Raw genomic sequence first — 25,451 nt, 5'->3', positions numbered from 1 at the left:
GCTCTCTCCCAATCTAAACATCAAAGGTAGCGGCGCGTTCAGGCGCCTTAGCTCTAGGTTTCTCAGGTGCCGGAGATTGCCCCGAAAGAGGAGCGCGGCGTACTTTGGGTACGCAAGCGACGGTTTGAGGGGCAAGATCCGGTGCCTGAGGAAGCTAGAGGGTTTCGATGAAGGCGGCGATGCGGGTCTCGATCTGGCCCATGTCGCCGTTGCTATAGTCGGTCTCGATCTTCATGTAAGGAATGCCCGCACCCTCGACAGCCTCCTGCATGCGCGCACTCTCCACGTTAAAGGTGTGGCACGCCTGGAGCACGCTCTCCACTACGCCATCGACGTGATACTTCTCGCACATGGCCAGCGTGTTTTCCATACGACCGTCGTTGGGCGTCATGACCGAGCAGTTGATATCCAGGTAGCGGTCGGCGATGGCGCGCAGAATGTCGGGCGCGTCCGGGTCGATCATCATGGCGGCCGTACGCTCGCCCGAGCAGTCATCCATGCACACGACCACGCCGCCGTTGGACTCGATGGTGCGACCGATCTTGTTGATCACACCGCCCACCGGGCAGCCGGTGATCAGAATGCGCTTGGCATCCGCCGCGACCGGACGCTCGCCCGCGTCGTAGGCCTCGCGCAGCTTGGCGACCTTTTGCTCCAGCTGTTGCGTATAGGCCTCGATATCAAAGCTGAACGTACCGGCAAACATGGTGCTCATCAGGTCGACGCCGCTCATGGCCGCCGGCTGGTTGGCCTGCAGTGCAAACATCTCGAGCTGGGCCGCACGCAAGCGGTTGCGACGACGGACGGCAGCGCGCAGGTCGTCGTCGGTAATCGTGATGCCGTAGAAGCCCTCAAGCTCTTCCTTGAGCAGGCGGCACTCCTCGTACCAGCCTTCACGCTCGTAGGCGCGATCGCGACCCTGCGGAAGATGCAGAATGTGCGTGCGCTTGAGCTCGTTGAGTAGCTCGTACATCTTCTTCTTGCCGTCGCAGGTGGTCTCGCCGATGATCATGTCGCTAAAGTACGTAAACGGGCACTTTTGAGAATAGGCAAAACCGTATGTCGACTTGATGAGCGGGCACAGGTTTGCCGGCAGCACCTTCTCGGCCTCGGGAATCACCTCGTCGGATGTACCGCACAAGGCCACACTTGCAGCGCCCGCGGCATCGATAATCTCGAGCGGCGTATAGCTGCACAAAAAGCCGACCAGGCGATTACCCGCCTGTTTATAATCCTTGACGCGAATAAACGCCGCCTTGCGTTGCTCGTTGAACTCCTCAAACGTGCGCGGCAAAGGCTGTTCCTCGATATCGGCCATAGTAGTTCCCCTCTCTTGCACCGATATACCGACAATTAAACAACAAACCCACGCCATACCCAAAAGGAAGCATCCTCTAGGGAATGGCGTCGATAAGCTCCTGCGTATACGGATCGCTCGGGTGCGCGATCACGTCCTCGGCCGCGCCTTCCTCGACAAGACGACCGTGGTAGAGCACGCCAATCCGGTCGGACATATGCCGAACCACACGCATATCATGCGTGATAAACAGCAGCGCCACACCCGTCGTGCGCTGCAGGTCGCGAAGCAAGTTGAGCACTTGGGCCTGAACGGACACGTCAAGCGCCGAGACCGGCTCGTCGCATACCACAAGGCGCGGCTCGCAAATAAGCGCCCGTGCCAGATTGAGTCGCTGACGCTGTCCCCCCGAAAGGTCATGCGGATAGCGGTCATAATGCTCTGCCAGAAGACCGACCGAGGTCAGGGCCGAGAGCGCGCGCCCATGGCGCTCATCCGCATCGCGCACGCCGGCGATAATCAGCGGCTCCTCCAAAATGCGGCCGACACGGTTGCGCGGGTCAAAAGCCGTAGAGCTATCCTGGAATACCAGCTGGATCTCGCGGCGAAACGGCTTGCGTTCGCGCTCCGACATCGTGGCGAGGTCGTGCCCGCGATAGACAATCGAGCCGGAATCCGCACGCTCGAGACCACAGATCAAGCGTCCAGTCGTCGACTTGCCCGATCCGGATTCGCCAACCAGGCCATAGACCTCGCCCGGCGCGATCTCAAACGACAGATCGTCCACGGCGGTAAAGGCCTGACGCTTAAAACCTGAGCCCGGCATGGGATAGGCTTTAGTCAGATGTGAGACCCTAAGCAGGGCTTCGCTATCAACAGCCATGGCACTCCCCTTTCTCGACAAGCCAGCATTTAGAGCGGTCACACGCATTCACGGCAAACAGCGGAGGCTCCTGCGCGCGGCAGCGCTCGTCCGCCCGGGCGCAACGAGGCGCAAAGCGGCATCCACAGGGTATTGCCGTAAGCGGCGGCACTGTGCCCGGAATATCCGCCAACGTGTCAACTCGCTCGCCTTCGAGCGGCGGAATGCTCGCGATGAGCCCCTGGGCATATGGGTGGCTCGGGCGCTCCATAAGGCCGCAGGCATCAATCTCTTCTACGATTTGGCCCAGATACATGACGTGCACGCGCGAGCAGATGCTCGTGACGACGCCCAAATCATGGCTGATAAAAAGCACCGCCATGCCCTCGGAACTGTTAAGGTCGCGCAGGAGATCCAAAATCTGTTTTTGAGTCGTCGTGTCGAGTGCCGTGGTGGGCTCATCGGCAATCAGCAGTCGCGGATGACCGGCAAGCGCCATGGCGATCATCACGCGCTGGCGCATACCGCCGCTAAAATCGCCCGGATACATGTCGAAGCGAGCCGCGGCATCTCGAATTCCCACACGCTCCAACAGCGATAGAGCCTCGTTGCGGGCTTCGCGTCGGCTCACCTTATGGTGGGCCCGCACGGCCTCGACGACCTGGGTCCCGACCGTCATGACGGGGTTAAGCGAGCTCAAAGGGTCCTGGAAAATCATGGCAATGTCGCAGCCGCGCACCTCGCGCATGCGCTTGAGCGGGCGCGCCAGCAGATCTTCGCCATCAAACACAATCTGGCCCTCATAGGCCATCTTCTGTTCATGCTCCAATAGGCGCATGACACTCTGGGCAAACACCGACTTACCGCAGCCGGACTCGCCGACAACACCAACGATCTCGCCGGCATCGATATGTAGGTTGAGTTTGTTGACGGCTTCCAGCGCGTTGCCATCGCGGCCCACAAACGAGATGCACAGGTCGCGCACGTCCAAAAGATGTTCGCTCATGGGCTAGTCCTCCTTGGTCTTGGGATCGAGGGCGTCGCGCAGGCCGTCGCCGGCAAGGTTCAGCGAAAGCACGCTCGCGATGATGGCGATAGCCGGGAAGAAGATCATCCACCAGGCTTTGCGCATCACGTTCTTGCCTGCCTGCAGGATGTTTCCCCAGCTGGCGTCGGGTGCCTTGATACCCAGGCCCAGAAACGAAAGGGCGGCCTCCGAGAGCACGGCCTCGGCAAAGACGAAGGTCGCCTGCACCAGGAAGGGTGCCATAACGTTGGGCACGATATGCAGCCACACGATGCGCGCGGTCGAGGCGCCCTGCACGCGCAGGGCCTCCACAAAGGGCTCCTCCTTAACCACCATCGCGCGCGAGCGCACGATGCGCGCCATGCTGGGCGTATAGACGATGGAGAGCGCGATGATGACGTTCCAGACCGAGGCGCCCATCATGGCCATGAGTGCGATAGCCAAAAGCACGCCCGGAATGGACATAAGCCCGTCGCAGATGCGCATGAGAATATGATCGAGCCTCTCGTTGTAGCACGCATAGGCGCCGATCACCAAGCCGAGCGCACTCGTCGCGAGCGTGACGGCAATGCCAACGCCAAGCGACACGCGCGCGCCCGCGATGACGCGGGCAAGCAGGTCGCGGCCAAAGTCATCGCAGCCAAAGGGATGCGCAGGCGAAGGTGCCGAAAGTCGCAACGTCATCTCCTGCGCATTGGGATCAACCGTCCACACCAGCGGACCGACGAGCGCGATCAGCGCAATCGCCAGGAAAATGCAGCCGCCGACCACAAACCCCTTGTTGGCAAGAGCCTTCTTAAAGTTTGCCATCATGCATCGCCCCATTTGCGAGCGCGCGGGTCAAAAGCGCCGTAGGCAAGGTCGACGGCCAGATTGATCACCGAATTCAACAAGGCGATGACCAGCAGCACGCCCTGAATCACCGGATAGTCGCGACGCTCGATAGAGCTCGTGACCAGCTGGCCCAAACCGGGGATGTTAAAAATGGCCTCAGTCACCACGGCGCCCGTAATCAGGGCGCCAAAAGAATAGCCGACCGAGGTGAGAATCGGCAGCGCTGCGTTGCGCAGGGCATGGGCCAGCACCACGCGAACCTCGGAGATGCCCTTGGCACGCGCCGTCTTGACGCAGTCAAGCTGCATGGCCTCGATAACGCTCGAACGGGTCATGCGCATGAGCAGGGCCGCCTGCACGCATCCAAGCGATATGGCCGGCAACGCAAGATAGCGTAAATGGCTGAACCAGCCCTTCGATAGCGACGCATAGCCGGCCACCGGGAACACACGCAACGTGACGGCAAATAGCCACATAAGCATGAGCGCCATCAAAAAGCCGGGTATCGCCACGCCCAAAAGAGCAACGACACGCAAGACCGCGTCGGTGCGCGACCCATGTTTGAGGGCAGCGACGACGCCGCAGGGCAGTGCAATCAACAGCGCGATGAGCTGTGCCAGAAGCGCGAGCGATAGCGTGGGGCCAAAGTGCTCGGCGATCGCCTGCGTGACGGGCTGGCGCATAAAATACGAATCGCCCAGGTCGCCGGTAAGCACGCCGCCCATCCACTCAACGTAGCGCTGCGGCAGCGGCTCGTTGAGTCCCAGGCTATCGTTGACGCGCTCGATCTGGTCGGCCGAAGCCTCCATGCCGAGCATCGAAGAGGCCGGGTCACCCGGTGTGAGATAGATAATCAAAAACACGACGACCGAGATGATGAGCATCACCGGAACCATCGCGCCTATACGTTTGAGCGTGTACTTCAACATGCGAGGCGTCTATTTCCCCTCTGAACGTGGACGGGGCGTGGCGACCACAGGGGACCAGACCCCTCCAGCCGCCACGCCAGCTATTGCATTACTCCGGACGCTTGGCGTTCCAGATGATGGCGCCGTCGAGCACCTCGACGTCCTCGACGTCTGCCTGGGTGCCCGTGATGGAAGCGTAGTGGCAAAGCGGCTCGATGACGGCGATCTCATAGAGGCGCTCCTGAGCCTCGGCCCACTTCTTGGCCGCGGTGTCGGTGTCCTTGGCGGTGCGGGTCTCGGCCACGAGCTTGAGCGCCTTCTCGTCGGACAGGCCATAGAAGGCCTTGGAGACCGAGAGGGACTGGGCCGGGATGGGCTTGTAGTTGGTGGAAGCCACAAAGAGGTCCCACTGCTCGGGCTTGCCGGAGCGGATGTCCATGAAGGTCGCGAACTCGTAGCTGTCGACCTCGGCGGTGAAGCCGGCCTTCTCGAGCTGCTCCTGCAGCGCGACGGTGGCGTTGTACATATCCTTGTAGTCGGGGGTGGTCAGCAGCTTGACCGTCTCACCGGCATAGGAGGTCTTGGCCAGAGCCTTCTTGGCGGCCTTGGCGTCGGCCTGGTTGAAGTACTTCTTGCCCGCGTCGGTCGCCCACTGAGCGTTCTCGGGGTTGCCAAGGTTGGGATCGATGTTGAAAAGTTCCTTCTCGCCATAGGCGGCAAGAGCGGCCGCCTCGCAGTCGATAGCCATGAGGGCGCACTTGCGGATCTCCTCGTCGGCAAAGATGCCCTCGTTCATGTTGAGGAAGGCGGTCAGAACGCCGGCGTTATGGGTGTAGAGCTTGACGTCGTCGTTGCCGTCGAAGTCGTGGTAGTTCTCGGTGGGGATCTCGCCAGCGATATCGTACTCGCCGGTCTCAAACCCGCTCACGCGCGTGGAGGCCTCGGTCACGAACTGATAGTAGATGTCCTTGGTGGGCGCGGAGACCTTGCCGGTGTAGCCCGAAGCCTTGCCGTGGGCGGCGACATAGTCCTCGTAGCGGGTGAGATGGACGTACTGGTCCTGCTTCCACTCCGCAAACTTGTAGGCACCGGTACCCACGTACTCGGTCACGCCGGTATCGCCCGCGGCCTCGATGACCTCGGAGGGGAAGATGCCCGGATACTGGGAGTGGTTGCCCAGGATGATCAGAAAGTCGATGGCGGGCTCGGTCAGCGTGCAGGTGACCTCGTGGTCGCCCGAGGCGGCGAAGGTGGCGCCGGGCAGCAGGCTCGCGGCGCGGTCGTTGACGGTGAGCCAGCGGTTCATCGAAGCCACGACGTCCTCGGAGCCAAACTCCTTGCCGTTGTGGAAGGTAACGCCCTCGCGCAGCTTGATGGTGTAGGTCAGGCCGTCGTCGGAGACCTCATAGCCCTTGGCCAGCACGGGCTGGGGCTCGTAGTCGCTATCGAGGCCAAAGAGCGGCTCGACGACGTTGCAGATGATGTCCATGGTCACAAGCGACGACGTGGTGTGCGGATCGAGACCGTCCGGGCTCGCCGGTAACGCGATCTGCAGCTCGTCGCGATACTCCACATCCTGGCCGGAGGCAGCGGCGCTACCGCTCTCGGCGCCCGAACCGCCGCAGCCGGTGAGGCCGAGGCCCGCCATGACGCACAGGGCAGCGGAGCCGGTCAGAAAACCGCGACGGGAAACGCCCGCCTTGAAAAGGTCGTTGTTCATTGAGTTCCTTTCGTGTCTGAACAAACAGATAGAATCTGCCGGGACGGCGGAAATCCCCGCCCGGCAGCTATGCGAAGCCGGTCGGCGCCCTGCGGTGCATCCGGACACCGACCGGCATGGCAACAGAGAAATCCCTATCGCGCGGATAGGAACACCCGGCGGCACGGCCTAGCGCAGGTGCGGCTAAATCGTCTCGAGGAAGGCCTCGATGCGGGTCTGGAGCTGACCGGCATCCTCGCCGGCGTAGTCGGTCGTGATGTGCATAAATGGAATGCCGGCCTCCTCGGCGGCCTTCTCCACGGCAAACGACTCCATCTCGTAGAGCGTGCAGAACTGCAGGGCCACGTCGACGATGCCGTCGGCATGCAGGTCCTTGGCCATCTGGACAATGTCCTTCATACGCTGGTCGTTGGGCGTAAAGACAGCGCAGTTGATCTTAAAGTAGCGCTCGGCGATGGCATCGAGCATCTCGTCGACCGTCTCGCCGGACTCGTCGACCAGGTCCTTGTAGTAGCGCGAGCCCGTGCAGGACTCCTCGCCCACCACGACGCCGCCGGCCTTCTCGATGAGGTTGAACAGCTTCCAGTTGGGCACGGCCATGGACGTGCCGGTGTACAGGATGCGCTTGGTCCCCTTGGGCGCCACGCCCTCGCCGGCCTCGACACGCTGCTCGCACTCAGCCGCCATCTCGTTGATGGCTCCGGTCAGACGCGGCGTGTCATCCATAAAGGCGGCCTGCACGGTCAGCAGGCTATCGAGACCGCTGATGGGCGCCGGGTCGGCAGCGCGCGTGGCAGCGAGGCGCTGCAGGGCTCGACGCTTCTCGTTGACGGCGTGGATGGCAGCCTTCAGGCGCTCGGGCGTAATCTTGACGCCGCACTCTTCCTCAATCTTGGCGGCAAGCTTTTTAACCTCGGCCTTCCAGGTCACGAGCGTCGACTCGTCATGCACGTTGGGAATATCCATGACGTACATGTTCTTTTGCGTGGCAAAGAACTCGTAGGCCTTCTTCTTGCCATCGCAGGTGTTCTCGCCCACCACCAGATCACTCGACTCAATGTAGGGGCAGACCTCGCCCAGCTTAAAGCCGGCAAAGCTCTTGATGAGCGGACAGGTGTTGCGCGGCAAGTGCTCCTCGACCTTGTCCGTTGCCCAGTCGGCACCCGAGCACAGGCCCACGGGGATGCCATCGCAGGCAAGCACGATCTCCTCGGGCACGTAGACGCAGAACGAACCGACGATCTTGGTGGCCTCGCCGGCCTCCTTCTTGTCGAGCATCTCCTTAATACGGCCGCTGTGGATGTTGGTGGCGACAAAATCCAGGTAGGACGTAGACTTGGGGCGATTGTTCTGCGTCAGGAACATATCGCCGTACATCTGGCCCACGGCGCCCAGCAGCATGTCGTGGTCGGAAAGATTCATGCCGAGGCTCTCCCACATCGGATGGAAATCGAATTCTTCAGCCATGACGGTTCCCCTCTCGAACCAAAAATGAATAGCTACGGTATTTCTGCACGGTGGGTGGCGAAAACCCAGCCGTGCTCAAACCCGGAATTTTGGGGAACCAGCTTTGCGGTCGATTATTTAGTTGTGCGTCGTCTCTCCCGGAGCCGTGAACATACCTGCTCATATGCGGCTCCGAGCCATATACAGGGCGCGCGCGGCAACGCGACGCGAATATGTCTTCTGCAGCATCGGCGCGCCCTCCTTTTCTCGTCGAAGGTAACTATATCAACGGTTGTCGTCAAGACGAACACCGCCGACACGCGTACGACAACGTTGGGATGTGAGCATCTCGCTGTCTGATAATTAATTATCAGACTGATAAGGTTTAGTCATGTAGAAATCGGCGAACGGCGAAGTGAAAACAAAGCGGTCGAGGACTACCTCCTCGACCGCATCGCACCCGCATTATCGGCAAACGAGATGAATCCTGCTTGCATCAAAATGCATGCGCAGAGTCTCACCCACCTGCGGCAGCTCTTCCACGGGTACACTCACCTTATTCACCTTCCACTGCAGACGCGTGGGCGCATCAGCACGCGGCACGTCCAGCAGCACCAGCCGCTCAAAGCGCGAATCGCTCACACGGGCCACGTGCAAATCGTAGCTGTTGCGACCGCGCTCCGCGCGATTGTCAACATGGAAGTAGCTCGCACGAATACCGAGGTACGTCACGTTATCGGGAACCTCATGGCCCACGTTAAAGGTCATGCCCCAGTCCAGGGCTTCAACTTCCTGAGACCCGATCTTGCGCGCCCGGCTTGTGTTCTTGCAGCCCGTCAGGCGCAGTGCCGCCAGCGTCTGCGGACGGCGGACCACGTCCTCGACGGAGCCGATCTCCTCAACATGCCCGTCGTGCATCACGCAGATGCGCTGGCACAGGCGGCACGCTTCGTCGATGTCGTGGCTCACGTAGAGCACGGTGCGGTTGCACACATCAAAGAGGTCGAGCATGTTTTGCTCGAGCGCGCTCTTAAGATACGCATCGAGTGCGCTCATGGGCTCGTCGAACATAAAGATGCCCGGGTGTGCCGCCACCATGCGGGCAAGCGCCACGCGCTGCTGCTGGCCGCCCGAGAGGCGCGCGGGATAGCGGTCGGCAAAATCGGCCAGGCCAAAAATGCCCAGGTAGCGCTCGGCAAGCTGCTTGCGCGCGGCGGCGTCGCCCGCGTCCTTTACGCCGGCGCATACGTTATCGGCCACCGTCATGTTGGGAAACAGCTGATAGTTTTGGAACAGCAGGGCGCATTTTCGCTCCTGGGGCGACAGGTTGATGCCCGCCGCAGAGTCAAAAAAGGTCACGCCGTTGACGACGATCTTGCCCTCGTCGGGCGTCTCCACACCGGCAATGCAGCGCAAGGTGCAGCTCTTGCCGCAACCCGAGGCACCGAGCAGCGCCACACGCTCCTCGCCGGCCTCGAGCTGCATGTCGAGGATAAAGCCGGAATAGCGCTTTTTGATATCCAGAACGAGCGACATGGCCTATCGACCTCCCTGCAAAGCGGCATCATCGCGCATGAGCTCGGTCAGCGCCTCGCGATCGATACGCAGCGCATCGCCGCCCGCCGGGTCGAGCGAATCGCCCTGTCCGGTGAGATCTTTGGCCTGTTTGCGCTCCGCACGGGCAAGGCCCCGCTCGCGATACTTTTGCGAATGAGCGGTGTACATGTTGATGAACAGGATGACTAGGAAACTAAACGTTATTACGACCACGACCCAAAAGAGGGCCACCGACGTATTGCCGCCCATCCATTCAAAGTAAATCGCAATGGGAATGGTCTGCGTAATGCCGGCATAGTTGCCCGCAAAGAACAGGGTGCAGCCAAACTCGCCCATCGCGCGGGCAAAGGCGAGCACCGTGCCGGCGGCAATCGAGGGCCAGCCAAGCGGCATCATAAGCTTGGTGAAGATGCGACGCTCGGACCAGCCCAGGGTTCGCGCCGCATCGAGCATCTGCGTGTCAAGGCTCTCAAAGGCACCGAGCGCCGTGCGGTAGACCAGGGGAAACGACACCACCACGGCAGATATCACCGCCGCGGGCCAGGTAAAGACGATCGAGACGCCGTGCGCGATGAGCCACTGACCCACCCCGGTCGAGCGGCCAAACAGCATGAGGAGCAGAAAGCCGCAGACCGTGGGCGGCAGCACCATAGGAATCGTAAAGACCGAATCGAGCAAACCCTTCACGCGGCTCGAGGTACCCATAGTCTTCCACGCGGCGAACAGGCCCAGTGCAAAGGAGATCAGCAGGGCAAGGCCACTCGTTTTAATGGACACCCAAAACGGTCGGTAGTCGATGCCGCCCAATAAGGAGGCCGAAGAGGCCAAGGGCCCCCGCTCATCCCGCAACACGACAGACGATGCCTCTACCATTTGAGCGCTATCAAGCCAACGCGCGCCGCCCTTGGCATCACCCGAGGCTGATGTAATCACCACATAGCGGTCCCCATCCGCACCGCGCTCGTCAAAGCCATAGGTATACCCGCCGGATTCAAACGTTGTTTCCGGCGTGACATACCAAGGAAGATCCACGTCCCCTAGCTGCGCACCTCCCATACAGTTTGCACTGTCGAGCTTACAGACGAGGGCCTTGAGACCCGATACGCACTCGTTATCCTGCGGATCCAATCCATACTTCTCGACCGCCTTGGGCGATATCCACACCACAACGCGATCGGCAGCAGGCGCCACTACAAGGTCCACGTCCTCGTCAACGGGAAACCGGTAGCCCTTAGGCTGGCCCTCCATGGCACGAGCGGTCCCCTTGGCCAACCGCTCAAAACCCTCGATCCCATAGGAAAGCCCATGAGCGGTCGCAGCAACCTGGGCCCCATCCTCAGCGTCCCCAGCAAACGCAAATCCCGGCACCCAGCAAAGCGCGAAGATCAAAGCACAGGCGACAAGCATGCGGAATCTATTAAGCACGAAAAGCTCCAAGCGAATACAAGGACGGAGTGAAACACAAAACGATGGAATTATCGCGCCAAGCCGCACTACGCGGAAAGCTCAAAGCCGTACTTAGCCCAAATCTTCTGAGCCTTCTTGTTAGACAGGCAGAAGTCGATAAACGCCTTGGCCTCGTCGGCGTGCTCGGAGCCATCGGCAACGGCACCCGGGTACACGATGGGCTTGTGCGAATCCTCGGGGCAAACGAAGGCCTCCTCGATGCCATCGTAGCGGTAGATGTCAGAGCTGTAGACAAAACCGGCCACGCAGTCGCCTGTGGACACATAGGCGGCAGCAGTGCCAACCTTGTCGGCCAGGGCGACCTTGTCGGCGATCTCGGGAGCATACTCGCCGTCGTCGCCCTCGGTGCCGGTATAGAGGCCCACGGAGGCCAGGGCCTGGTTGGCGTACTTGCCGGCGGGGACGGTCTTGGCGTCGCCAATGGCGATCTTGCCGTCCAGGCTCGCGACGTCGGCGATGGCCTCGACCTTGGTGTCGGAGCCCTCGGCGCGAATGATCACGAGGTCGTTGACGAACATATCCTCGCGGGTGTCGGTGTCGACGAGCTCAGCGGTCTCAGCGTCATCCATGGTGCCCTTGGAAGCAGTGATGAGCACGTCGACCGTGGCGCCGGCACGCATCTGCTCGACGAGGTCGCCGGACGCCTTAAACTGCGTGTCGGCAAACGTGGTGCCGGTCTGCTCGGTGTAGAGCTCCTGGACCTCGGGCAAGGCCTTCTCGAGCGAGTTGGCGGCAAAGACCTGCAGCTCGACAGCCTTCTTCTTAGAGGGAGACTTGGCGGAGCCGGCATCGGAACCAGCGGGCTCGGACGTCTTGTTGCCCGAGCAGCCGACAAGGCCAAGGCCGGCGGCAGCAGAAAGCGAGACAAAACCGCGGCGTGAAACCATATCGAACATATTCAACCCTTTCGGATCTTGTGCCCGGGTACCCCACCGCGGGCTTTAATCTGCAATCAGATTATACTTCTGCGCGAATAATGATTATGAGAAATTATTCTCTCCAGAGAATATAGTTTCAAGTTACCGTGCACCTCGGTGTCGCTTCGGCGGAAAACAAAAGCGGAGCGACCGATAAGGTCGCCCCGCCGCAGGTAAACCGCTTAGTTGGTATGTCCGCCGCCCGCTGTCATCTGAGCCGCATGCTCCAGCTGGTCCGCTATGGCCTCCCAGCTTTCGCGGGCGGCCTTCGTAGAACCGGGAAAGTTTACGACAAGTGTATGACCTCGTTGCATGCAAATAGCACGCGAGAGCATGGCGCGGCGCGTCTTGGTCATCGAATACGCGCGGATTGCCTCTGCAATACCCGGCACATCGCGGTCGCAGACGGCACGCGTCGCCTCGGGCGTCACGTCGCGCATCGAAAGCCCCGTGCCGCCGCAGGTGAGCACGACATTGGCGTGGCACTCATCGGCGGCCTCCACGATGGCATCACCGATCTCGCTGGCGTCGTCGCGCACGACCACATGCGAGGCGACCATCCAGCCCTGCGCCTCGATAAGTTCCTCGAGTGCGGCTCCGGCCTCGTCCTGAGCAAGATCACGCGTATCCGAGCACGTCACGATCGATATCTTCAGCTCCATAGCATTCCTCCTACAACACGGCGCCCTCGGGCAGGTCGACGCGAACAACGTCCACGGCATCTCCCGCCTTGAGCTCGCACGGTCCTTCGTCAATACGCAACAGGCAGTTCGCACGCTGCATAGTTCCAAGCAGCGCCGAATTCTGTGTCTTAGCCTCGGTCACCAACAACTCACCGGTCTCGGGGTCGCGCAAAACCGTGGCGCGATCGAAGAAGCGGCGATGCTGTCGCTTTTTCACGCCGTGTGTGAGCGTCGCCTGCTGCACGGGACGCGCAACCTCGGCAAAACCGCGCATCTTGCGAATCGCCGGACGGGCAAGCATCTCAAAGCCCACATACGCCGCGGCCGGATTGCCCGAAAGCCCCAGGTAGGGCTTACCCCCAAGCAAGCCAAACGTGATGGCCTTGCCCGGACGCATCGAGATGCGGTCAAACAGCACCTCGCCCTCGCGCCGGACGAGCGCCGTCACGAAATCGTAATCGCCCGCTGAGGCGCCACCGCTCGTAATGACAAAATCGCACTCCTGCACGGCACGATGCACCAGCTCGGCGATCGCTTGCTCATCATCGGGCGCAATGCCGTAGAATACGGGCTCGGCGCCGGCATCGAGTGCCTCGGCCATCAGCGCCGAGGAGTTGGAATCGCGAATCTGACCGCGCGCCGGTACCTTGCTCGGTGCGACCAGTTCCGTGCCCAGCGAGATGATGCCCACACGTGGGGCAGCGTGCACCTTCACGCTCGCGTATCCGGCACTTGCCAGCAAGCCGGCGCCCGCCGGAGCCACAACCTCGCCAGCACGCATCACGACGTCGCCGGCATGGGCCTCCTCGGCGGCAGAGCGAACGTTCTCCCCCACCTTGGCCGGCGCCGAGAACCCCACACGCGAGCCCTCGTTGCCGTCACCGTCGAGCACATCGACGATCTCGTACTTCACCACGGCATCGGCGCCTTCGGGTACCGGCGCGCCCGTCATGATGCGGACCGTCTCGCCCGCGCCGATTGCGCCCTCAAACACATGGCCCGCGGCCTCGTGTCCGATAACGTCGAGCGTCACCGGCGCCTCGCCAGATGCCTGTGCCAAGTCCGCCGAGCGCACGGCATATCCGTCCATAGCGCTGTTGGCAAACGGCGAGATATCGATATCGGCCACCGCGTCCTCGGCCAAGGGAAAACCAGCCGCCTGCCACACGGGAATCTCGATGAGATCCGTCGGAGCAACGTGCGACAGGACAATCGACAGTGCGTCATCCAGCGGAATGAGTTTCTCTGCCATATGCACCTCTTAATGTCACGGCGCACAACAGGGGCGCCGATTCTTTATGCTTGTCTCAGTATAATCCCCCGACGCACGACCGCGACTCGGCCTGTACCCGCAAATACACCTGTCGGTTGCAGGCTGCGAAACAGAATGGAAACCAACCCACCGGCTCGTCGCGTTTGCCGCGTTTTATAATGCTTGCGTTGCAACCTAAAAGAGGAACGTATGGCTCATAACGACAAACCCGAAAGCGCAAACGAGGCGCAGGATCATTCCCAGCCGCTCGACGACGGCGGCTTTTTCTCCCTGAACGACATCATCACGGCAGGCAGGCATCAGATCACCCGCTCCGAGCAGCTCTTGGCTGCCGACACGCGCCGCAACGCCCGCAACCTACTCGCGAGCGCTAAGTTACTCGTACTCGTCGTCATCGTCTCGCTCGCCATGGGCGTTGCCGCTTGGGCGTTTTTGGCCTCGTTGAATATCGCGACCGACTATCGCGAGCACCATTCGTGGGTGTACGCCCTGCTCCCCATCGTGGGCGTTGCCACCGCGTGGGTCTACAAGAACCACGGTCTTGCCGCCAAACGCGGTAACAACCTGGTCATTGACTCCGCCCTGGGCACACGCCTCATCCATATGCGCATGGCCGTCCTCACCTTCGTCTGCTCCACGCTCACGCACCTAACGGGCGGATCGGCCGGTCGCGAGGGAGCTGCGGTGCAGATTGGCGGCACCATCGCCAGCAACGTCTCGAGCCTCGCACACCTCAAAAAGCATGATCACCACGACCTCATGCTCGCCGGCATCTCGTCGGCCTTTGGCGCCGTATTCGGCTCGCCCCTTGCCGGAGCTTTCTTTGGCATGGAGATGTGCTTTATCGGCAAAATCGACTACAACGCGGGCATCTACTGCCTGGTCGCCTCGTTTACCGGCTACTTTACGTCGCTTGCCTTGGGAACCGAGTACGAAGCGAATGTTATAGCCAGCGTTCCCAACATGACACCACGGACGGTTGTCATCGTTGTTATCAGCGCCATTATCTTCGGTCTGACGGCACGCCTCTTTGCCTGGTCGGTTCGAACCGTCAAGAGCCTGTACGGTCGCTTTATCACCAATTACCTCGTTCGCGCACTCATAGGCGCACTCGTGGTTTTGGCCGCCTATGCCCTCCTCGACGCCTGGGACTACGCCGGCCTTTCCACGTGGCTTTCCGGCGCCGGTTTTGCAGGCAACACCACCCTGGCGGACGCAGCCATCAAGTTGGTCGTCACAGCGCTTACCCTGGGCGCGGGCTTCCAAGGCGGCGAGGTCACGCCCCTGTTTGGCATCGGTGCGGCACTCGGTGGCTGGATCGGTTGCCTTACCGGGCTCGATCCCAGTTTTCTGGCGGCTCTCGGCATGCTCGGCGTGTTCTGCGCCGGCCTCAACGTGCCCATCACCACCTGCATGATGGCCATCGACCTGTTCCACGGCACGGCAGCCGGGTTCTTTGTCATCGTGGCCTTTATCAGCTACCTAACCGCCGGACACCGCGGCGTATACCCCGCCCAGCGCATCATCTCACCCAAGCGCCGTTCGCTTATTGTGGATGAGGGCGGTACGGTAGCGGATGCTATCGAGCGCCACAACGACCTGATAGAGTAGATGTAATAATCGCCGTGCAGCCACAATCGGGGGCAATCCGCCCTGAGCGCGACCGCACTGCCATGTCACACGCCGGGAGTCGCCCCATGCACGCAACTGATTTTGGTCGCACGCTCATCATCGCCAACCCAGCCGCCCAGTCGGGCGCCGCGCATGAGGTTGCCGAGCGCCTGCAGCGCTTTTTGGATATGACCGCGCGCGCATCCCAGTTTGACTTGGTGCTAACCGAGCGCATGGGACACGCCAAGGAGCTGGCCGCCCAAGCAACGGACTATCGCACCGTTATCGCACTCGGCGGCGACGGCGTAATCCACGAGATCGTCAACGGGCTTATGACACAAAAGGAGGACGCCCGCTCCGCTCTTGCCGTCCTGCCCGTGGGCTCCGGCAACGATTTTGCCCAGACGCTCGGCATCGACGATTTCTCCGGCAAGGATTTTGGCGCGCTGCTCACCTGTGAGCTGCAGCGTCAGGACATCGGGCGCATTCGCTCGTGGAACCCCGCAAGCGGTAGCGGCGAGGCTTCCGTTGAGTACTACGACCAAACGCTTTCGGTCGGGATCGATGCCGCCATCGGTCTGGGCACCACTGAGCTGCGCAAAAAGACCGGCTTGACGGGCGCTCCGCTCTACACCCTCTCAGGACTTGAGCAGTTTGGCCTGCGCTATCGCAACTACCCCATGACTATCAGCTTTGATGGCGCGCCCGCCGAGCACGTGCGGGCGATTATCATGGCCATCCAGCTGGGACCCACCTATGGCTCGGGCTATCGCATCTGTCCCGACGCCGACCCGTGCGACGGCATACTCGACGTCTGCTACGCCTGCGGCCCCGTTCCGCGCGCGGTCGCGCTTCCCATGTTCCTTTCGGCCAAAGATGGCCACCATACCAAGCTGCCACCGGTTCGCATGCGCCGCTGTCGCCATGCCGAGCTTACCTTTGAGGAGCCCGACTACCCCATCCAGGCCGACGGCGAGCCCGTTGTCGCCTCGCGCATCGAGGTCGACGTCCTCGCCGGCGCCCTCCACGTCTGGCACCCCACCCGCTAACCCCACCTAAGTTGCGGTGAAATAGGGACTGTTTATGCATCTAAAGCCGCAAAACAGTCCCTATTTCACCGCAACTTATGAGGAGATCATTCGTCGCTGCCCGGTTTGCGACGGTTGGCCTTTTTAATCGCATTGAAGTGTTTGTCGCTGAGCCTGCGCTGGCGAGAGCGCTGAGGCACCTTGGTCTTTACGCGTCGGCGCGGTGGACGCCCGCGACGCTCAAGCTCAGCGCGCAGCTTACGCAGACAGCTCGCGCGATTCTGAAACTGGCTGCGGCTCTCACGCGCCGTCACGACAATCCCCGAAGGGATATGTTTCATGCGCACCGCCGAGTCCGTCGTGTTCACGCCCTGTCCGCCCGGACCCGTCGCGCGAAACACCTGCACCTCGCAATCGCGCGCCAACTCCTCGACCGACATCTCGGCATAGCGCGCATACTCGCGCCATCCCATCTTGTTCTCATCCATATCAATACCTCCCCTCATAAAAAATGTGACAAAGGGAAAGTCCCTTTGTCACATCGCATACCAATCGCTTGTGTTGCGCGCTTAGGCGAAGGTGATCTCGCCGGTATCGCAGTCCATATCGGCGATACGGGCTAGGCTTTCAACGCGGAAGCCGCGTTTACGGAGCTTATCGCCGCCGCCCTGGAAGCCCTTCTCAACGGCGATGCCAATGCCGGCAACTTCGGCACCCGCAGCCTCGCAGATCTTGATAAGGCCCTCGAGCGCGCAGCCGTTGGCCAGGAAGTCGTCGATAATCAGGACCTTATCGCCCTCGGACAGGAAGCGCTTACCCACGATAACCGGGTACTCCTTCTGCTTGGTAAAGGAATAGATGGTCGTGGCATACTGCTCGCCGTCGAGGTTGATGGACTGCGCCTTCTTAGCAAAGACCACTGGCACGCCGCCAAAATGCTGGGCTGCAATGCAAGCCATGCCAATGCCCGAAGCTTCGATCGTCAGGATCTTGTTGATCTCGACACCCTCGAAAAGACGGGCCCACTCGGCACCCATGTGGTCAAACAGCTCAACGTCGCACTGGTGGTTGAGGAAGGCATCAACCTTAAGGACGTTACCGGCCTTTACGATGCCGTCATGGCGAATACGATCCTCAAGCTCCTGCATGGCGCAACCCCTTCTCGCGGCAACGATACCGCGCGATTAATAAACGTTGTTCGATAGTCTACCACGGACCGACCCCCACCCGTCCCACAAGCCGCATCGCACCATAAAGCCGCAAGACCAGTAGATGGGCCGATTCGCGGCAAGCCTGCCTCCACAAGCTAATGGCGGGCGCGCACCCTCACCAAACGCACCATGGCGAGCGCAAAGCCCACAGCGGCCACAGCCATCAACACGTAGAACACCGAACGGAAACCAAACAGGAACACATCCGGACGACCTGCAACAAAACTGGTCACGGCCTCGCCCATCGCCACGCTCATCTGCCCATACAGGATATGCGACGCCACCGTAATGCCGAGTGCCATGCCGGCGTAGCGCGCCAAACTGCCCAAGCTGCCCGCAAAGCCGAGCGCTTCGCGCGGAGCCGAACCCATATACAGCGAGTTGTTGGGGCTCTGGAAAATCGACGTACCGCACGACATAAATGCGACGCAGCACACGATCACAGGGATAGAAGAGCGCTCGTTGAGCGTGCTTACCGCAAAGAGACCGCACACGTACACGCCCAGGCCGACCGCCGTGGGACCCTCGCAGCCAACACGGTCCGAAACCGTACCCGAAAGCGGGCCGATAAAGGCATTCACCATCGGCAGCGCCAAAAAGAGCAATCCGGAAATGTCGGAACCAAACCCATGCGCGTCCTGAAAATAGAACGGCAGAATAAACTCGGATGCGCCAATACCAACGAACACGATGAGCATGCAGCCAAGGTTGATGGTGAAGGCCGAATTTGCAAAGCAGCGACGGGCGGCCTCGGCAAGGGGCATGGGACGTTCGCCGGCCTCTGGCCTAACATGCGGCAGCGTGTAGAGTCCCACGATAAACGAGATCACGCCAATGGGCAGGTTGATGAGGAAGATGCTCTCCCAGGGAAAGCTTGCCACCAGCATGCCGCCGAGCACGGGGCCACACATCATGCCGAGGGCCACGAAGGTCGCGAGAATACCCATGGCACGGCCTCGTTCGCGCGCCGGAAACGACTCGGTGATGATACCCATGTTGTTAGCCATGGCCGCCGCGCAACCGACGCCCTGAACAATGCGCGCTAGGATAAGAACCTCAAGCGAGGCCGAAAGGCCGCACAGCAGCGAACCGACCGAAAAGACGATGACGCCCAGCTGGAACACATTCACCTTGCCGCGCACGTCGCCCAGACGGCCAAACGGCAACATAGCCACGCATGTCGCAAGCAGGTACACCGAGCTCACCAGTTGAATGCGGTCGAGGCCCACGCCCAGCTCCTTTTGCATCACGGGCAGCGCCACGGTCACGACGGTCGAATCCAGACACACCATAAACGTCATGATGAGCACGGTAAACAGAATCGCCCATTTGTTCTTGCCATGGGTGTCGCCCTCTAGAGCAATGTGCTCGCGGCGCAGCTGCTCTGCAGTTTTCTCCATATCCATCCTTTCGAGTGGCCTAACGCAAAAAAACGGGGCCCCGATCGCCTGCAAACAGCCGCGATTGGGGTCCCGCCTACGGAATCGGAACGAAAGGCCACCGAAGCTTTCTGCCAGCATCGGCGCCTTGTGCGAACGCTAGCCTAGCACTGCTCGAGCGCCTGCTCAAGGTCGGCAATCAGATCGGCCGTGTCCTCGAGGCCGCACGACAGGCGCACCATGTCGGCGGAGATACCGCAGGCGATGAGCTCCTCATCGTTCATCTGGCGGTGCGTAGCGTTAGCGGGATGCAGGCAGCAGGTGCGGGCGTCGGCCACATGCGTGGCGATCTGGGCGAGCTTGAGGCTCTTCATAAAGGTCTCGGCCGCCGCGCGACCACCATTAAAGCCAAAGCTCACAACGCCGCAGGTACCGTTTGGCATGTACTTCTGAGCGAGGTCATAGTACTTGTCGCCCTCCAGGCCCGGATAGCTCACGAAGCGCACCTTGGGATGGCTCTGCAGGAACTTGGCAACGGCCAGGCCGTTCTCGCAATGACGCGGCATGCGCACATGCAGGCTCTCGAGCGAGCTGTTCAAGAAGAACGCCGCCTGCGGGTTCTGCATGGGGCCAAGATCGCGCATGAGCTGCGCGGTGGCCTTGGTAATGAAGGCGCCCTCGCGACCGAACTTCTCGGCATAGGTCACGCCATGGTAGCTCTCGTCAGGCGTGGTGAGACCCGGGAACTTGTCCGCATGGGCCATCCAGTCAAACTGGCCGTGGTCGACGATCACGCCGCCCAGGTAAGCAGCATGTCCATCCATGTACTTGGTGGTGGAGTGCGTAACGATGTCGGCGCCCCACTCAAAGGGACGGCACATCACGGGCGTCGGGAAGGTGTTGTCGACCATCAGCGGCACGCCGTGGTCATGTGCGGCCTTGGCAAAGCGCTCAATATCGAGCACGGCAAGGGCGGGATTTGCGATCGTCTCGCCAAAGACGAGCTTTGTGTTGGGCTGAAAGGCAGCCTCCAGCTCCTCATCGGTGCAGTCGGGGGCGACGAACGTGCAGGTCACGCCCATGCGGCCCATGGTGTGGGCGAGCAGGTTATACGTACCGCCGTAAATGGCAGAGCTTGCGACCACGTGATCGCCGGCACCGGCAACGTTAAAGATCGCGAGGAAGTTCGCAGCCATGCCCGAACTCGTGAGCATCGCTGCGGTGCCGCCCTCCATCTCGCAGATCTTGGCGGCAACCAAATCGCACGTGGGGTTCTGCAGACGGCTGTAGAAGTAGCCAGACTCCTCCAGGTCAAACAGCTTGCCCATGTGCTCCGACGTGTCGTACTTCCACGTGGTGGACTGGTAGATGGGCACCTGGCGCGGCTCCGCATCTCCCGGGTGATAGCCGCCCTGAACACATGTGGTACCGATGGTCTGCTCGCTCATATCTAGCTCCCTTGCCTGGGTTACGTTTCGTTCGGTTCACGATACCGCTACCCTGCACCCCTCTCAACCCATCCCCAAGGTAGGTTATGGGACAAATTGATTAGGGGTATTTATCTCAAGCCTTGGGCATTTGCTCGATAGATAAAAATGAGGCATACATGAAGCTCTCGATGATTACATGCCCCGTCACGGGTACCATAGGCGGGTACACCGTGACCAAGGAGACAACGATGAAGCAGATCGATACCACCCAGCTCGACACCGCCGCCTGCCAGGCTCAGGCTGCCGAATACCACGCCCGCGGCTTTAACTGCGCACAGGCCGTTGCCTGCACGCTCGCACCTGCCGTCGGGCTCGACCCCCAGACCACCTTTACCCTCACCGAGGGCTTTGGCGCCGGCATGGGTGGCATGACCGAGACCTGCGGCGCCATCTCGGGCGCTGTTGCCATCATGGGCTTTGTAATGAGCGACGGCATGGAGAACCCCAAGACCAAAGGCCAGACCTACAAGCTGTCGCGCGAGATTGCCAAGCGATTTGGCGAGAAGAACACGACGACCGTCTGCGGCACGCTCAAGGGCATCGGATCGGATAAGGGTCCGCTCCGCAGCTGCCCCGGCTGTATCGACGATGCCGTCGAGATCGCCTGCGATGTGCTAAAGCAGCTCGCCGAGTAAACGGCAGCAACAGAAAAACGACGGCCGGCGCGCTTGGGATCCATCCAAAAGCACGCCGGCCGTCGCCGTTAGAACTCTGCAAATTCGGGAGCGCCGACCTCAATCTCCTCACGACCCGCCATAAGCTCGCGCATCTTGGCGCAAAACGGCTCCTGCTCCCCCGCCTTAAACACCAAGTGAAGTGTCACGGCATCCGCGTAATCGGTATCCGAAACCTTGGCACCCGAATCCTGCGCCAAACGAAGCACTTGCTCGTACTGCGGATAGGCCACATGCACGTCAACAGGCACGACACTCGTCATCTCGACGATCTGCCCGGCCTCCTGAGCCGCGGCCACCGCCGCCTGCGTCGCCGCGGTATAGGCGCGCACCAAGCCACCAGGTCCCAACAGCGTGCCACCAAAATAGCGCGTCACCACGCAGCAAACATTTTTGAGCCCCGCACCGCGCAGCACCTCGAGCGTCGGCATCCCGCTCGTGCGGCTCGGCTCACCATCATCGCTCTGGCGTTCGCGTCCATCGACCAAAATCCACGCGGGAACATTGTGCCGAGCGTCGTAATGACGCTTGCGAACCATCTCGATAAAGGCATTCGCCTCATCCTCGGACTCAATATGGACCAGCTGCGCAATAAACCGGCTCTTGCGGTCCACAAACTCGCCCGAAGCCTCAATATTCGATTGCAGAGTAAAATAGCTGTCCAACAAAGCCCCTCAACAAAACTAAGCGCGGCAACAAACAGCCTCAATAATACGGCAAAGGCCGTACCGGTAACCCCGGTAAATAGAACGGCAACACCGATGATTCCGTAAACGAAAGCGAGAACCCGTCAGCGCGAGCAAGGTGCCTTGAAAGACGAGGGCATTGACCTCATGGTCATGCCCGAAGGCTTGAAAGGCAGATTGCCGCGCTGACGGGTTCGCAGCGTCAACATAGTTGCCAAGTGGGCCTATAAGCCGGGTTCTGTCGTGAACGGTCATTTATCTTGTCTGCACGTTACCGTGCAGCTCCACGCACGCTACCCGAACGCGGACCGGGCCGGCCCATAGCGTTCCTATTCGCGCTTGCTCCGGATGGGGCTTGCCAAGCCGCCGTGTTGCCACGACGCTGGTGGTCTCTTACACCACCGTTTCAGCTTTTCCCTTTACGCCTTGCGGCGCAGGTGGGAGTCTTCTTTTCTGCGGCGCTTTCCGTCGGATCGCTCCGCCCGGCCGTTAGCCGGCATCCCGCCCTCTGGAGCCCGGACTTTCCTCACGCGTACTGCAAGCAGCACATCGCGCGACCGTCTGGCCCACTCAGCAGTGCAAGAGTGTAACACACCGTTGCCGCAGGCAATGGCACAACGCAAACGTTCGACACAATAAACCAAGAACCGCCATGCGTTACAATGGTCCTGTCGATGGGCAACGTCGTCAGTCGAGACGCGACCGCGCTCCGCACCCCTCCGTCTACTCGGTGCGTTCCCGCCTCCTCCCCGAGGCGGGATGTCGGCATTTTTCACGCACCGACAATCCAATAGCAAACAGACAACCCGGGCAGCATTGCGCACGGGTAGCATCGCGCGCCTCAGCAGCAAATGCAAAAAGGGACCCGTCCATTGCGGACGGATCCCTTAAAACAAGTGATCGTCAAACCGATTTATTCGGCGTCGGTCTCCTCGTCCTTCTTCTCGGAAGGAAGCGGGGTAACCTCGATCTCGACGCCCAGAGTCTCAGCAGCGGACTTCATGGACAGGGAGATACGACGACGGTCGAGGTCGATCTCCATGACCTTGACCTGAACCTTGTCGCCCACGTGGGTGACCTGAGAAGGCTGATCGACGTGCTTGTTGGCCATCTCGGAGATGTGCACCAAGCCCTCGATGCCCTCGCCCAGGTCGACGAAAGCGCCGAACGGGACAAGCTTAGTCACAGTGCCCTCGACGATAGCGCCGACGGGGTACTTCTTGACCAGTGCACGCCACGGATCCTCGGTGGTCTGCTTGAGACCCAGGGAGATGCGCTCGCGGTTGAGATCGACGTCGAGAACCTCGACCTCGACCTCCTGGCCGACCTTGACAACCTCGGAAGGATGGTTGACGTGGTTCCAGGAGAGCTCGGAGATGTGAATGAGGCCGTCGATACCGCCGAGGTCGACGAAGGCGCCGAAGTCGACGATGGAGGAAACGGTGCCCTGGAGACGCATACCAGACTTGAGCTTGGACAGGATCTCGGAGCGCTCGGCCTTACGGGACTCCTCGAGCACGACGCGACGGGAGAGGACGACGTTGTTGCGGTTACGGTCCATCTCGATGACGCGAGCCTCGATGCGGGTGCCCATGTAAGAGGTGAGGTCCTTGACGCGACGGAGGTCGACGAGGGAAGCAGGCAGGAAGCCACGCAGGCCGATGTCGAGGATCAGGCCGCCCTTGACAACCTCGATAACCTCGCCCTCGACGTTCTCGCCGGAGTTGAACTTCTCCTCGATGCGGTTCCAAGCACGCTCGTACTCGGCACGCTTCTTGGACAGGACCAGACGACCGTCCTTGTCCTCCTTCTGGAGAACCAGAGCCTCGATGGGATCACCGAGTGCAACGATGTCTGCAGGGTTAGCGTCCTTGCGGATGGACAGCTCGCGGACCGGGATAACGCCCTCGGACTTGAATCCGATGTCAACGAGCACCTCGTCATGCTCGATCTTAACGACAGTGCCGTTAACGAGATCGCCCTCATCAAAGTCGGTAATCGTACCGTCGATGAGGTTGTTCATCTCCTCCTCGTTGACATCGTCAAGAGAGAAAATGGACGAGTTCTGAATCTCACTCAAAGGTGGACCCCTTTCGAACTACGGGGCCCCGATTGCTAGGACCTACAGAAGGGTGCGACAAGCACACAACGTTTAGGAACACTCGGGAGCCGACAGATACTAATGTGACGCTTATGCAATCACGTTCGTATAGGTTACGGGGAAATGAGTTCGATTTCAAGCGTGAACTGCGATTTTTTACTCGTGTGGAGACTTTTTCGTAATCTTATGAACACACGTCTCCGCAACTTGATGATAACCAGCCAGGCATTCGGCTTTGGGGTAAAGTATCCGGAGCCAACGATTCTGGATCGATTTTACGAGAAAGGTGCCCGCGTGCTCAAAGCAGTCGTTTTCGATATGGACGAGACGCTTCTTAGCATCAACCTCAACGCGTTTATCCTTCGCTATTTTAAGGATGTCTCATCGATGCTCGCTGATATCGGGCGCCGCAGCCGCGGTGGCACGATGGCACGCCTCGGCACCATCCTGGTCGATCTCAACGCCAATCGTCGCAGCGGCACGGACAATCGCACCAATCTTGAGTTTTACCGCACCGAGGTCGAGCGCAGGTGCGGTATCTGCCTGTCCGACCCCATCATCTACGAGGCGTTTACCTACTACGAGCGCGAAGTTCTTCCGCACAAGAACGACGATATCATCAACGCCCACGCCATGCCGGGCGCACACGCCGCGCTCCAGGCCGTACAGGACGCAGGGCTGCGTTGCGCGCTCTTTACCAACCCCAGCTTTCCCCAGGGGGCCATCGAGTGCCGCATGGGTTGGGGCGACCTGGCCGACGCTCCCTTTGAGCTCGTCACGCACATGGGAAACGCCACCCGCTGCAAGCCCGATGCCACCTACTATCTAGAGCAGCTTCAGGTGATGGGGCTCGAGCCACACGAGGTCCTTATGGTGGGCAACGATCCCAAACGCGACTTCCCCAGCCCCGCCTGCGGCATTCAGACTGCCTATGTAGGCCAGGGCAAGCCCAGCCGAGCCACCTGGCACGGTACCATGGAAGACTTCGCCCGCGACTTCAACGCCGTAATCGAAGCCTTCTACGAGCACCAAATAGCCGACGAACTGTCATAGAACCCCCTCGCTCGCTCCAAACAAAATAACGCCGCAGACCGAATGTGACAAAGGTTCAGCCCCTTTTCACATTACAAAGATGGCGCCGATGTTTTGGCAACGACAGCGAAAGCCCGCCAGAGCGAGCAAGGTGCCTTGAAACAAGGCGGCATTGACCTTCTGGTCATGCCGCCGAAGTTGAAAGGCAGATTGCCGCTCTGGCGGGCTTGCAGCGTCGACTGGTTACG

The 25,451-nt window shown here is 60.6% G+C and carries 21 protein-coding genes, 1 other RNA gene and 1 pseudogene; 4 read left to right on the top strand and 19 right to left on the bottom strand.

What is annotated here, in order from left to right; genetic code table 11:
• Positions 1-154: 154 nt before the first annotated feature.
• From AAAV44_RS02845 to glp, 12 genes are all read right to left on the bottom strand, one after another.
• The gene (locus AAAV44_RS02845; RefSeq protein ID WP_349114457.1) at positions 155-1,318 is read right to left on the bottom strand and encodes a double-cubane-cluster-containing anaerobic reductase; all 1,164 of its coding nucleotides are present in this window, start codon (positions 1,316-1,318) and stop codon (positions 155-157) included.
• Between the two features lie 76 nt (positions 1,319-1,394).
• A complete protein-coding gene (locus AAAV44_RS02840; protein ID WP_349114456.1) occupies positions 1,395-2,180 on the bottom strand; it encodes an ABC transporter ATP-binding protein in 786 nt (261 codons plus the stop codon).
• Positions 2,170-3,165: an ABC transporter ATP-binding protein gene (locus tag AAAV44_RS02835; RefSeq protein WP_349114454.1), complete on the bottom strand. Its 996-nt coding sequence runs from the start codon at positions 3,163-3,165 to the stop codon at positions 2,170-2,172. The genes AAAV44_RS02840 and AAAV44_RS02835 overlap by 11 nt, the downstream gene beginning before the upstream one ends.
• Before the next feature lie 3 nt (positions 3,166-3,168).
• Positions 3,169-3,999, bottom strand: coding sequence for an ABC transporter permease (locus AAAV44_RS02830; RefSeq protein ID WP_349114453.1), 831 nt, complete (start codon positions 3,997-3,999; stop codon positions 3,169-3,171).
• Complete coding sequence (locus AAAV44_RS02825; protein WP_349114452.1) at positions 3,996-4,949, bottom strand: ABC transporter permease; 954 nt, start codon at positions 4,947-4,949, stop codon at positions 3,996-3,998. Before AAAV44_RS02825 ends, AAAV44_RS02830 begins: the two co-directional genes overlap by 4 nt.
• Positions 4,950-5,037: 88 nt before the next feature.
• The gene (locus AAAV44_RS02820; RefSeq protein ID WP_349114451.1) at positions 5,038-6,648 is read right to left on the bottom strand and encodes an ABC transporter substrate-binding protein; all 1,611 of its coding nucleotides are present in this window, start codon (positions 6,646-6,648) and stop codon (positions 5,038-5,040) included.
• A gap of 183 nt (positions 6,649-6,831) precedes the next feature.
• Positions 6,832-8,115 carry a double-cubane-cluster-containing anaerobic reductase gene (locus AAAV44_RS02815; RefSeq protein WP_349114449.1) on the bottom strand — a complete coding sequence of 428 codons (1,284 nt, stop codon included), beginning with the start codon at positions 8,113-8,115 and terminating at the stop codon, positions 6,832-6,834.
• A gap of 444 nt (positions 8,116-8,559) precedes the next feature.
• Entirely contained in the window at positions 8,560-9,630 is a 1,071-nt protein-coding gene (locus AAAV44_RS02810) for an ATP-binding cassette domain-containing protein (protein ID WP_349114448.1), read from the bottom strand.
• Positions 9,631-9,633: 3 nt separating this feature from the next.
• Entirely contained in the window at positions 9,634-11,076 is a 1,443-nt protein-coding gene (gene modB, locus AAAV44_RS02805) for a molybdate ABC transporter permease subunit (protein ID WP_349114447.1), read from the bottom strand.
• A gap of 68 nt (positions 11,077-11,144) precedes the next feature.
• Positions 11,145-12,014, bottom strand: a complete 870-nt coding sequence (gene modA, locus AAAV44_RS02800; RefSeq protein ID WP_349114446.1) for a molybdate ABC transporter substrate-binding protein — start codon at positions 12,012-12,014, stop codon at positions 11,145-11,147.
• 203 nt (positions 12,015-12,217) lie between these two features.
• On the bottom strand, positions 12,218-12,697 hold the full coding sequence (locus AAAV44_RS02795) for a MogA/MoaB family molybdenum cofactor biosynthesis protein (RefSeq protein WP_349114444.1): 480 nt from the start codon (positions 12,695-12,697) through the stop codon (positions 12,218-12,220).
• 10 nt (positions 12,698-12,707) lie between these two features.
• The gene (gene glp, locus AAAV44_RS02790) at positions 12,708-13,970 is read right to left on the bottom strand and encodes a gephyrin-like molybdotransferase Glp (RefSeq protein ID WP_349114443.1); all 1,263 of its coding nucleotides are present in this window, start codon (positions 13,968-13,970) and stop codon (positions 12,708-12,710) included.
• Positions 13,971-14,180: 210 nt separating this feature from the next.
• Here glp and AAAV44_RS02785 point away from each other — a divergent pair, with 210 nt between their 5' ends.
• Complete coding sequence (locus AAAV44_RS02785) at positions 14,181-15,602, top strand: chloride channel protein (RefSeq protein WP_349114442.1); 1,422 nt, start codon at positions 14,181-14,183, stop codon at positions 15,600-15,602.
• 86 nt (positions 15,603-15,688) lie between these two features.
• Complete coding sequence (locus tag AAAV44_RS02780) at positions 15,689-16,651, top strand: diacylglycerol kinase family protein (protein WP_349114441.1); 963 nt, start codon at positions 15,689-15,691, stop codon at positions 16,649-16,651.
• A gap of 86 nt (positions 16,652-16,737) precedes the next feature.
• On the opposite strand, the pseudogene AAAV44_RS02775 reads toward AAAV44_RS02780, so the two are convergent.
• The 4 genes and pseudogenes from AAAV44_RS02775 to AAAV44_RS02760 form a co-directional block, all read right to left on the bottom strand.
• A pseudogene (locus tag AAAV44_RS02775) lies at positions 16,738-17,049 on the bottom strand (peptide chain release factor-like protein); the annotation flags it as partial.
• Positions 17,050-17,199: 150 nt separating this feature from the next.
• The gene (locus tag AAAV44_RS02770) at positions 17,200-17,778 is read right to left on the bottom strand and encodes a xanthine phosphoribosyltransferase (protein ID WP_349114440.1); all 579 of its coding nucleotides are present in this window, start codon (positions 17,776-17,778) and stop codon (positions 17,200-17,202) included.
• A 158-nt stretch (positions 17,779-17,936) separates the two neighbouring features.
• The gene (locus AAAV44_RS02765) at positions 17,937-19,241 is read right to left on the bottom strand and encodes an MFS transporter (protein ID WP_349114438.1); all 1,305 of its coding nucleotides are present in this window, start codon (positions 19,239-19,241) and stop codon (positions 17,937-17,939) included.
• A 143-nt stretch (positions 19,242-19,384) separates the two neighbouring features.
• Entirely contained in the window at positions 19,385-20,668 is a 1,284-nt protein-coding gene (locus AAAV44_RS02760; protein ID WP_250787382.1) for an O-acetylhomoserine aminocarboxypropyltransferase/cysteine synthase family protein, read from the bottom strand.
• A gap of 230 nt (positions 20,669-20,898) precedes the next feature.
• Between AAAV44_RS02760 and AAAV44_RS02755 the strand changes: the two genes are divergently transcribed.
• Complete coding sequence (locus AAAV44_RS02755; protein WP_349114437.1) at positions 20,899-21,345, top strand: C-GCAxxG-C-C family protein; 447 nt, start codon at positions 20,899-20,901, stop codon at positions 21,343-21,345.
• A gap of 68 nt (positions 21,346-21,413) precedes the next feature.
• Here AAAV44_RS02755 and AAAV44_RS02750 read toward each other — a convergent pair whose 3' ends face one another.
• The 3 genes from AAAV44_RS02750 to rpsA all read right to left on the bottom strand — a co-directional run bounded on the left by AAAV44_RS02750 (position 21,414) and on the right by rpsA (position 24,150).
• On the bottom strand, positions 21,414-22,052 hold the full coding sequence (locus AAAV44_RS02750; protein WP_199411510.1) for a YigZ family protein: 639 nt from the start codon (positions 22,050-22,052) through the stop codon (positions 21,414-21,416).
• 229 nt (positions 22,053-22,281) lie between these two features.
• Positions 22,282-22,643, bottom strand: an RNA gene (gene rnpB / locus AAAV44_RS02745) — RNase P RNA component class A.
• Between the two features lie 340 nt (positions 22,644-22,983).
• Entirely contained in the window at positions 22,984-24,150 is a 1,167-nt protein-coding gene (rpsA, locus tag AAAV44_RS02740) for a 30S ribosomal protein S1 (RefSeq protein WP_022095232.1), read from the bottom strand.
• A gap of 315 nt (positions 24,151-24,465) precedes the next feature.
• Between rpsA and AAAV44_RS02735 the strand changes: the two genes are divergently transcribed.
• A complete protein-coding gene (locus AAAV44_RS02735; RefSeq protein ID WP_349114436.1) occupies positions 24,466-25,224 on the top strand; it encodes an HAD family hydrolase in 759 nt (252 codons plus the stop codon).
• The last annotated feature ends 227 nt before the right edge of the window (positions 25,225-25,451 follow it).

Source organism: Collinsella sp. CLA-AP-H1 (assembly GCF_040092945.1).
In the GTDB taxonomy this organism is placed as follows: domain Bacteria; phylum Actinomycetota; class Coriobacteriia; order Coriobacteriales; family Coriobacteriaceae; genus Collinsella.
This window is presented reverse-complemented; position numbering and strand designations above follow the sequence as displayed.

Coding starts and splice junctions, on each gene's coding strand:
- AAAV44_RS02845 (WP_349114457.1), bottom strand. CDS start 1,318: ATGGCCGATATCGAGGAACAGCCTTTGCCGCGCACGTTTGAGGAGTTC.
- AAAV44_RS02840 (WP_349114456.1), bottom strand. CDS start 2,180: ATGGCTGTTGATAGCGAAGCCCTGCTTAGGGTCTCACATCTGACTAAA.
- AAAV44_RS02835 (WP_349114454.1), bottom strand. CDS start 3,165: ATGAGCGAACATCTTTTGGACGTGCGCGACCTGTGCATCTCGTTTGTG.
- AAAV44_RS02830 (WP_349114453.1), bottom strand. CDS start 3,999: ATGATGGCAAACTTTAAGAAGGCTCTTGCCAACAAGGGGTTTGTGGTC.
- AAAV44_RS02825 (WP_349114452.1), bottom strand. CDS start 4,949: ATGTTGAAGTACACGCTCAAACGTATAGGCGCGATGGTTCCGGTGATG.
- AAAV44_RS02820 (WP_349114451.1), bottom strand. CDS start 6,648: ATGAACAACGACCTTTTCAAGGCGGGCGTTTCCCGTCGCGGTTTTCTG.
- AAAV44_RS02815 (WP_349114449.1), bottom strand. CDS start 8,115: ATGGCTGAAGAATTCGATTTCCATCCGATGTGGGAGAGCCTCGGCATG.
- AAAV44_RS02810 (WP_349114448.1), bottom strand. CDS start 9,630: ATGTCGCTCGTTCTGGATATCAAAAAGCGCTATTCCGGCTTTATCCTC.
- modA (WP_349114446.1), bottom strand. CDS start 12,014: ATGTTCGATATGGTTTCACGCCGCGGTTTTGTCTCGCTTTCTGCTGCC.
- AAAV44_RS02795 (WP_349114444.1), bottom strand. CDS start 12,697: ATGGAGCTGAAGATATCGATCGTGACGTGCTCGGATACGCGTGATCTT.
- glp (WP_349114443.1), bottom strand. CDS start 13,970: ATGGCAGAGAAACTCATTCCGCTGGATGACGCACTGTCGATTGTCCTG.
- AAAV44_RS02785 (WP_349114442.1), top strand. CDS start 14,181: ATGGCTCATAACGACAAACCCGAAAGCGCAAACGAGGCGCAGGATCAT.
- AAAV44_RS02780 (WP_349114441.1), top strand. CDS start 15,689: ATGCACGCAACTGATTTTGGTCGCACGCTCATCATCGCCAACCCAGCC.
- AAAV44_RS02770 (WP_349114440.1), bottom strand. CDS start 17,778: ATGCAGGAGCTTGAGGATCGTATTCGCCATGACGGCATCGTAAAGGCC.
- AAAV44_RS02765 (WP_349114438.1), bottom strand. CDS start 19,241: ATGGAGAAAACTGCAGAGCAGCTGCGCCGCGAGCACATTGCTCTAGAG.
- AAAV44_RS02760 (WP_250787382.1), bottom strand. CDS start 20,668: ATGAGCGAGCAGACCATCGGTACCACATGTGTTCAGGGCGGCTATCAC.
- AAAV44_RS02755 (WP_349114437.1), top strand. CDS start 20,899: ATGAAGCAGATCGATACCACCCAGCTCGACACCGCCGCCTGCCAGGCT.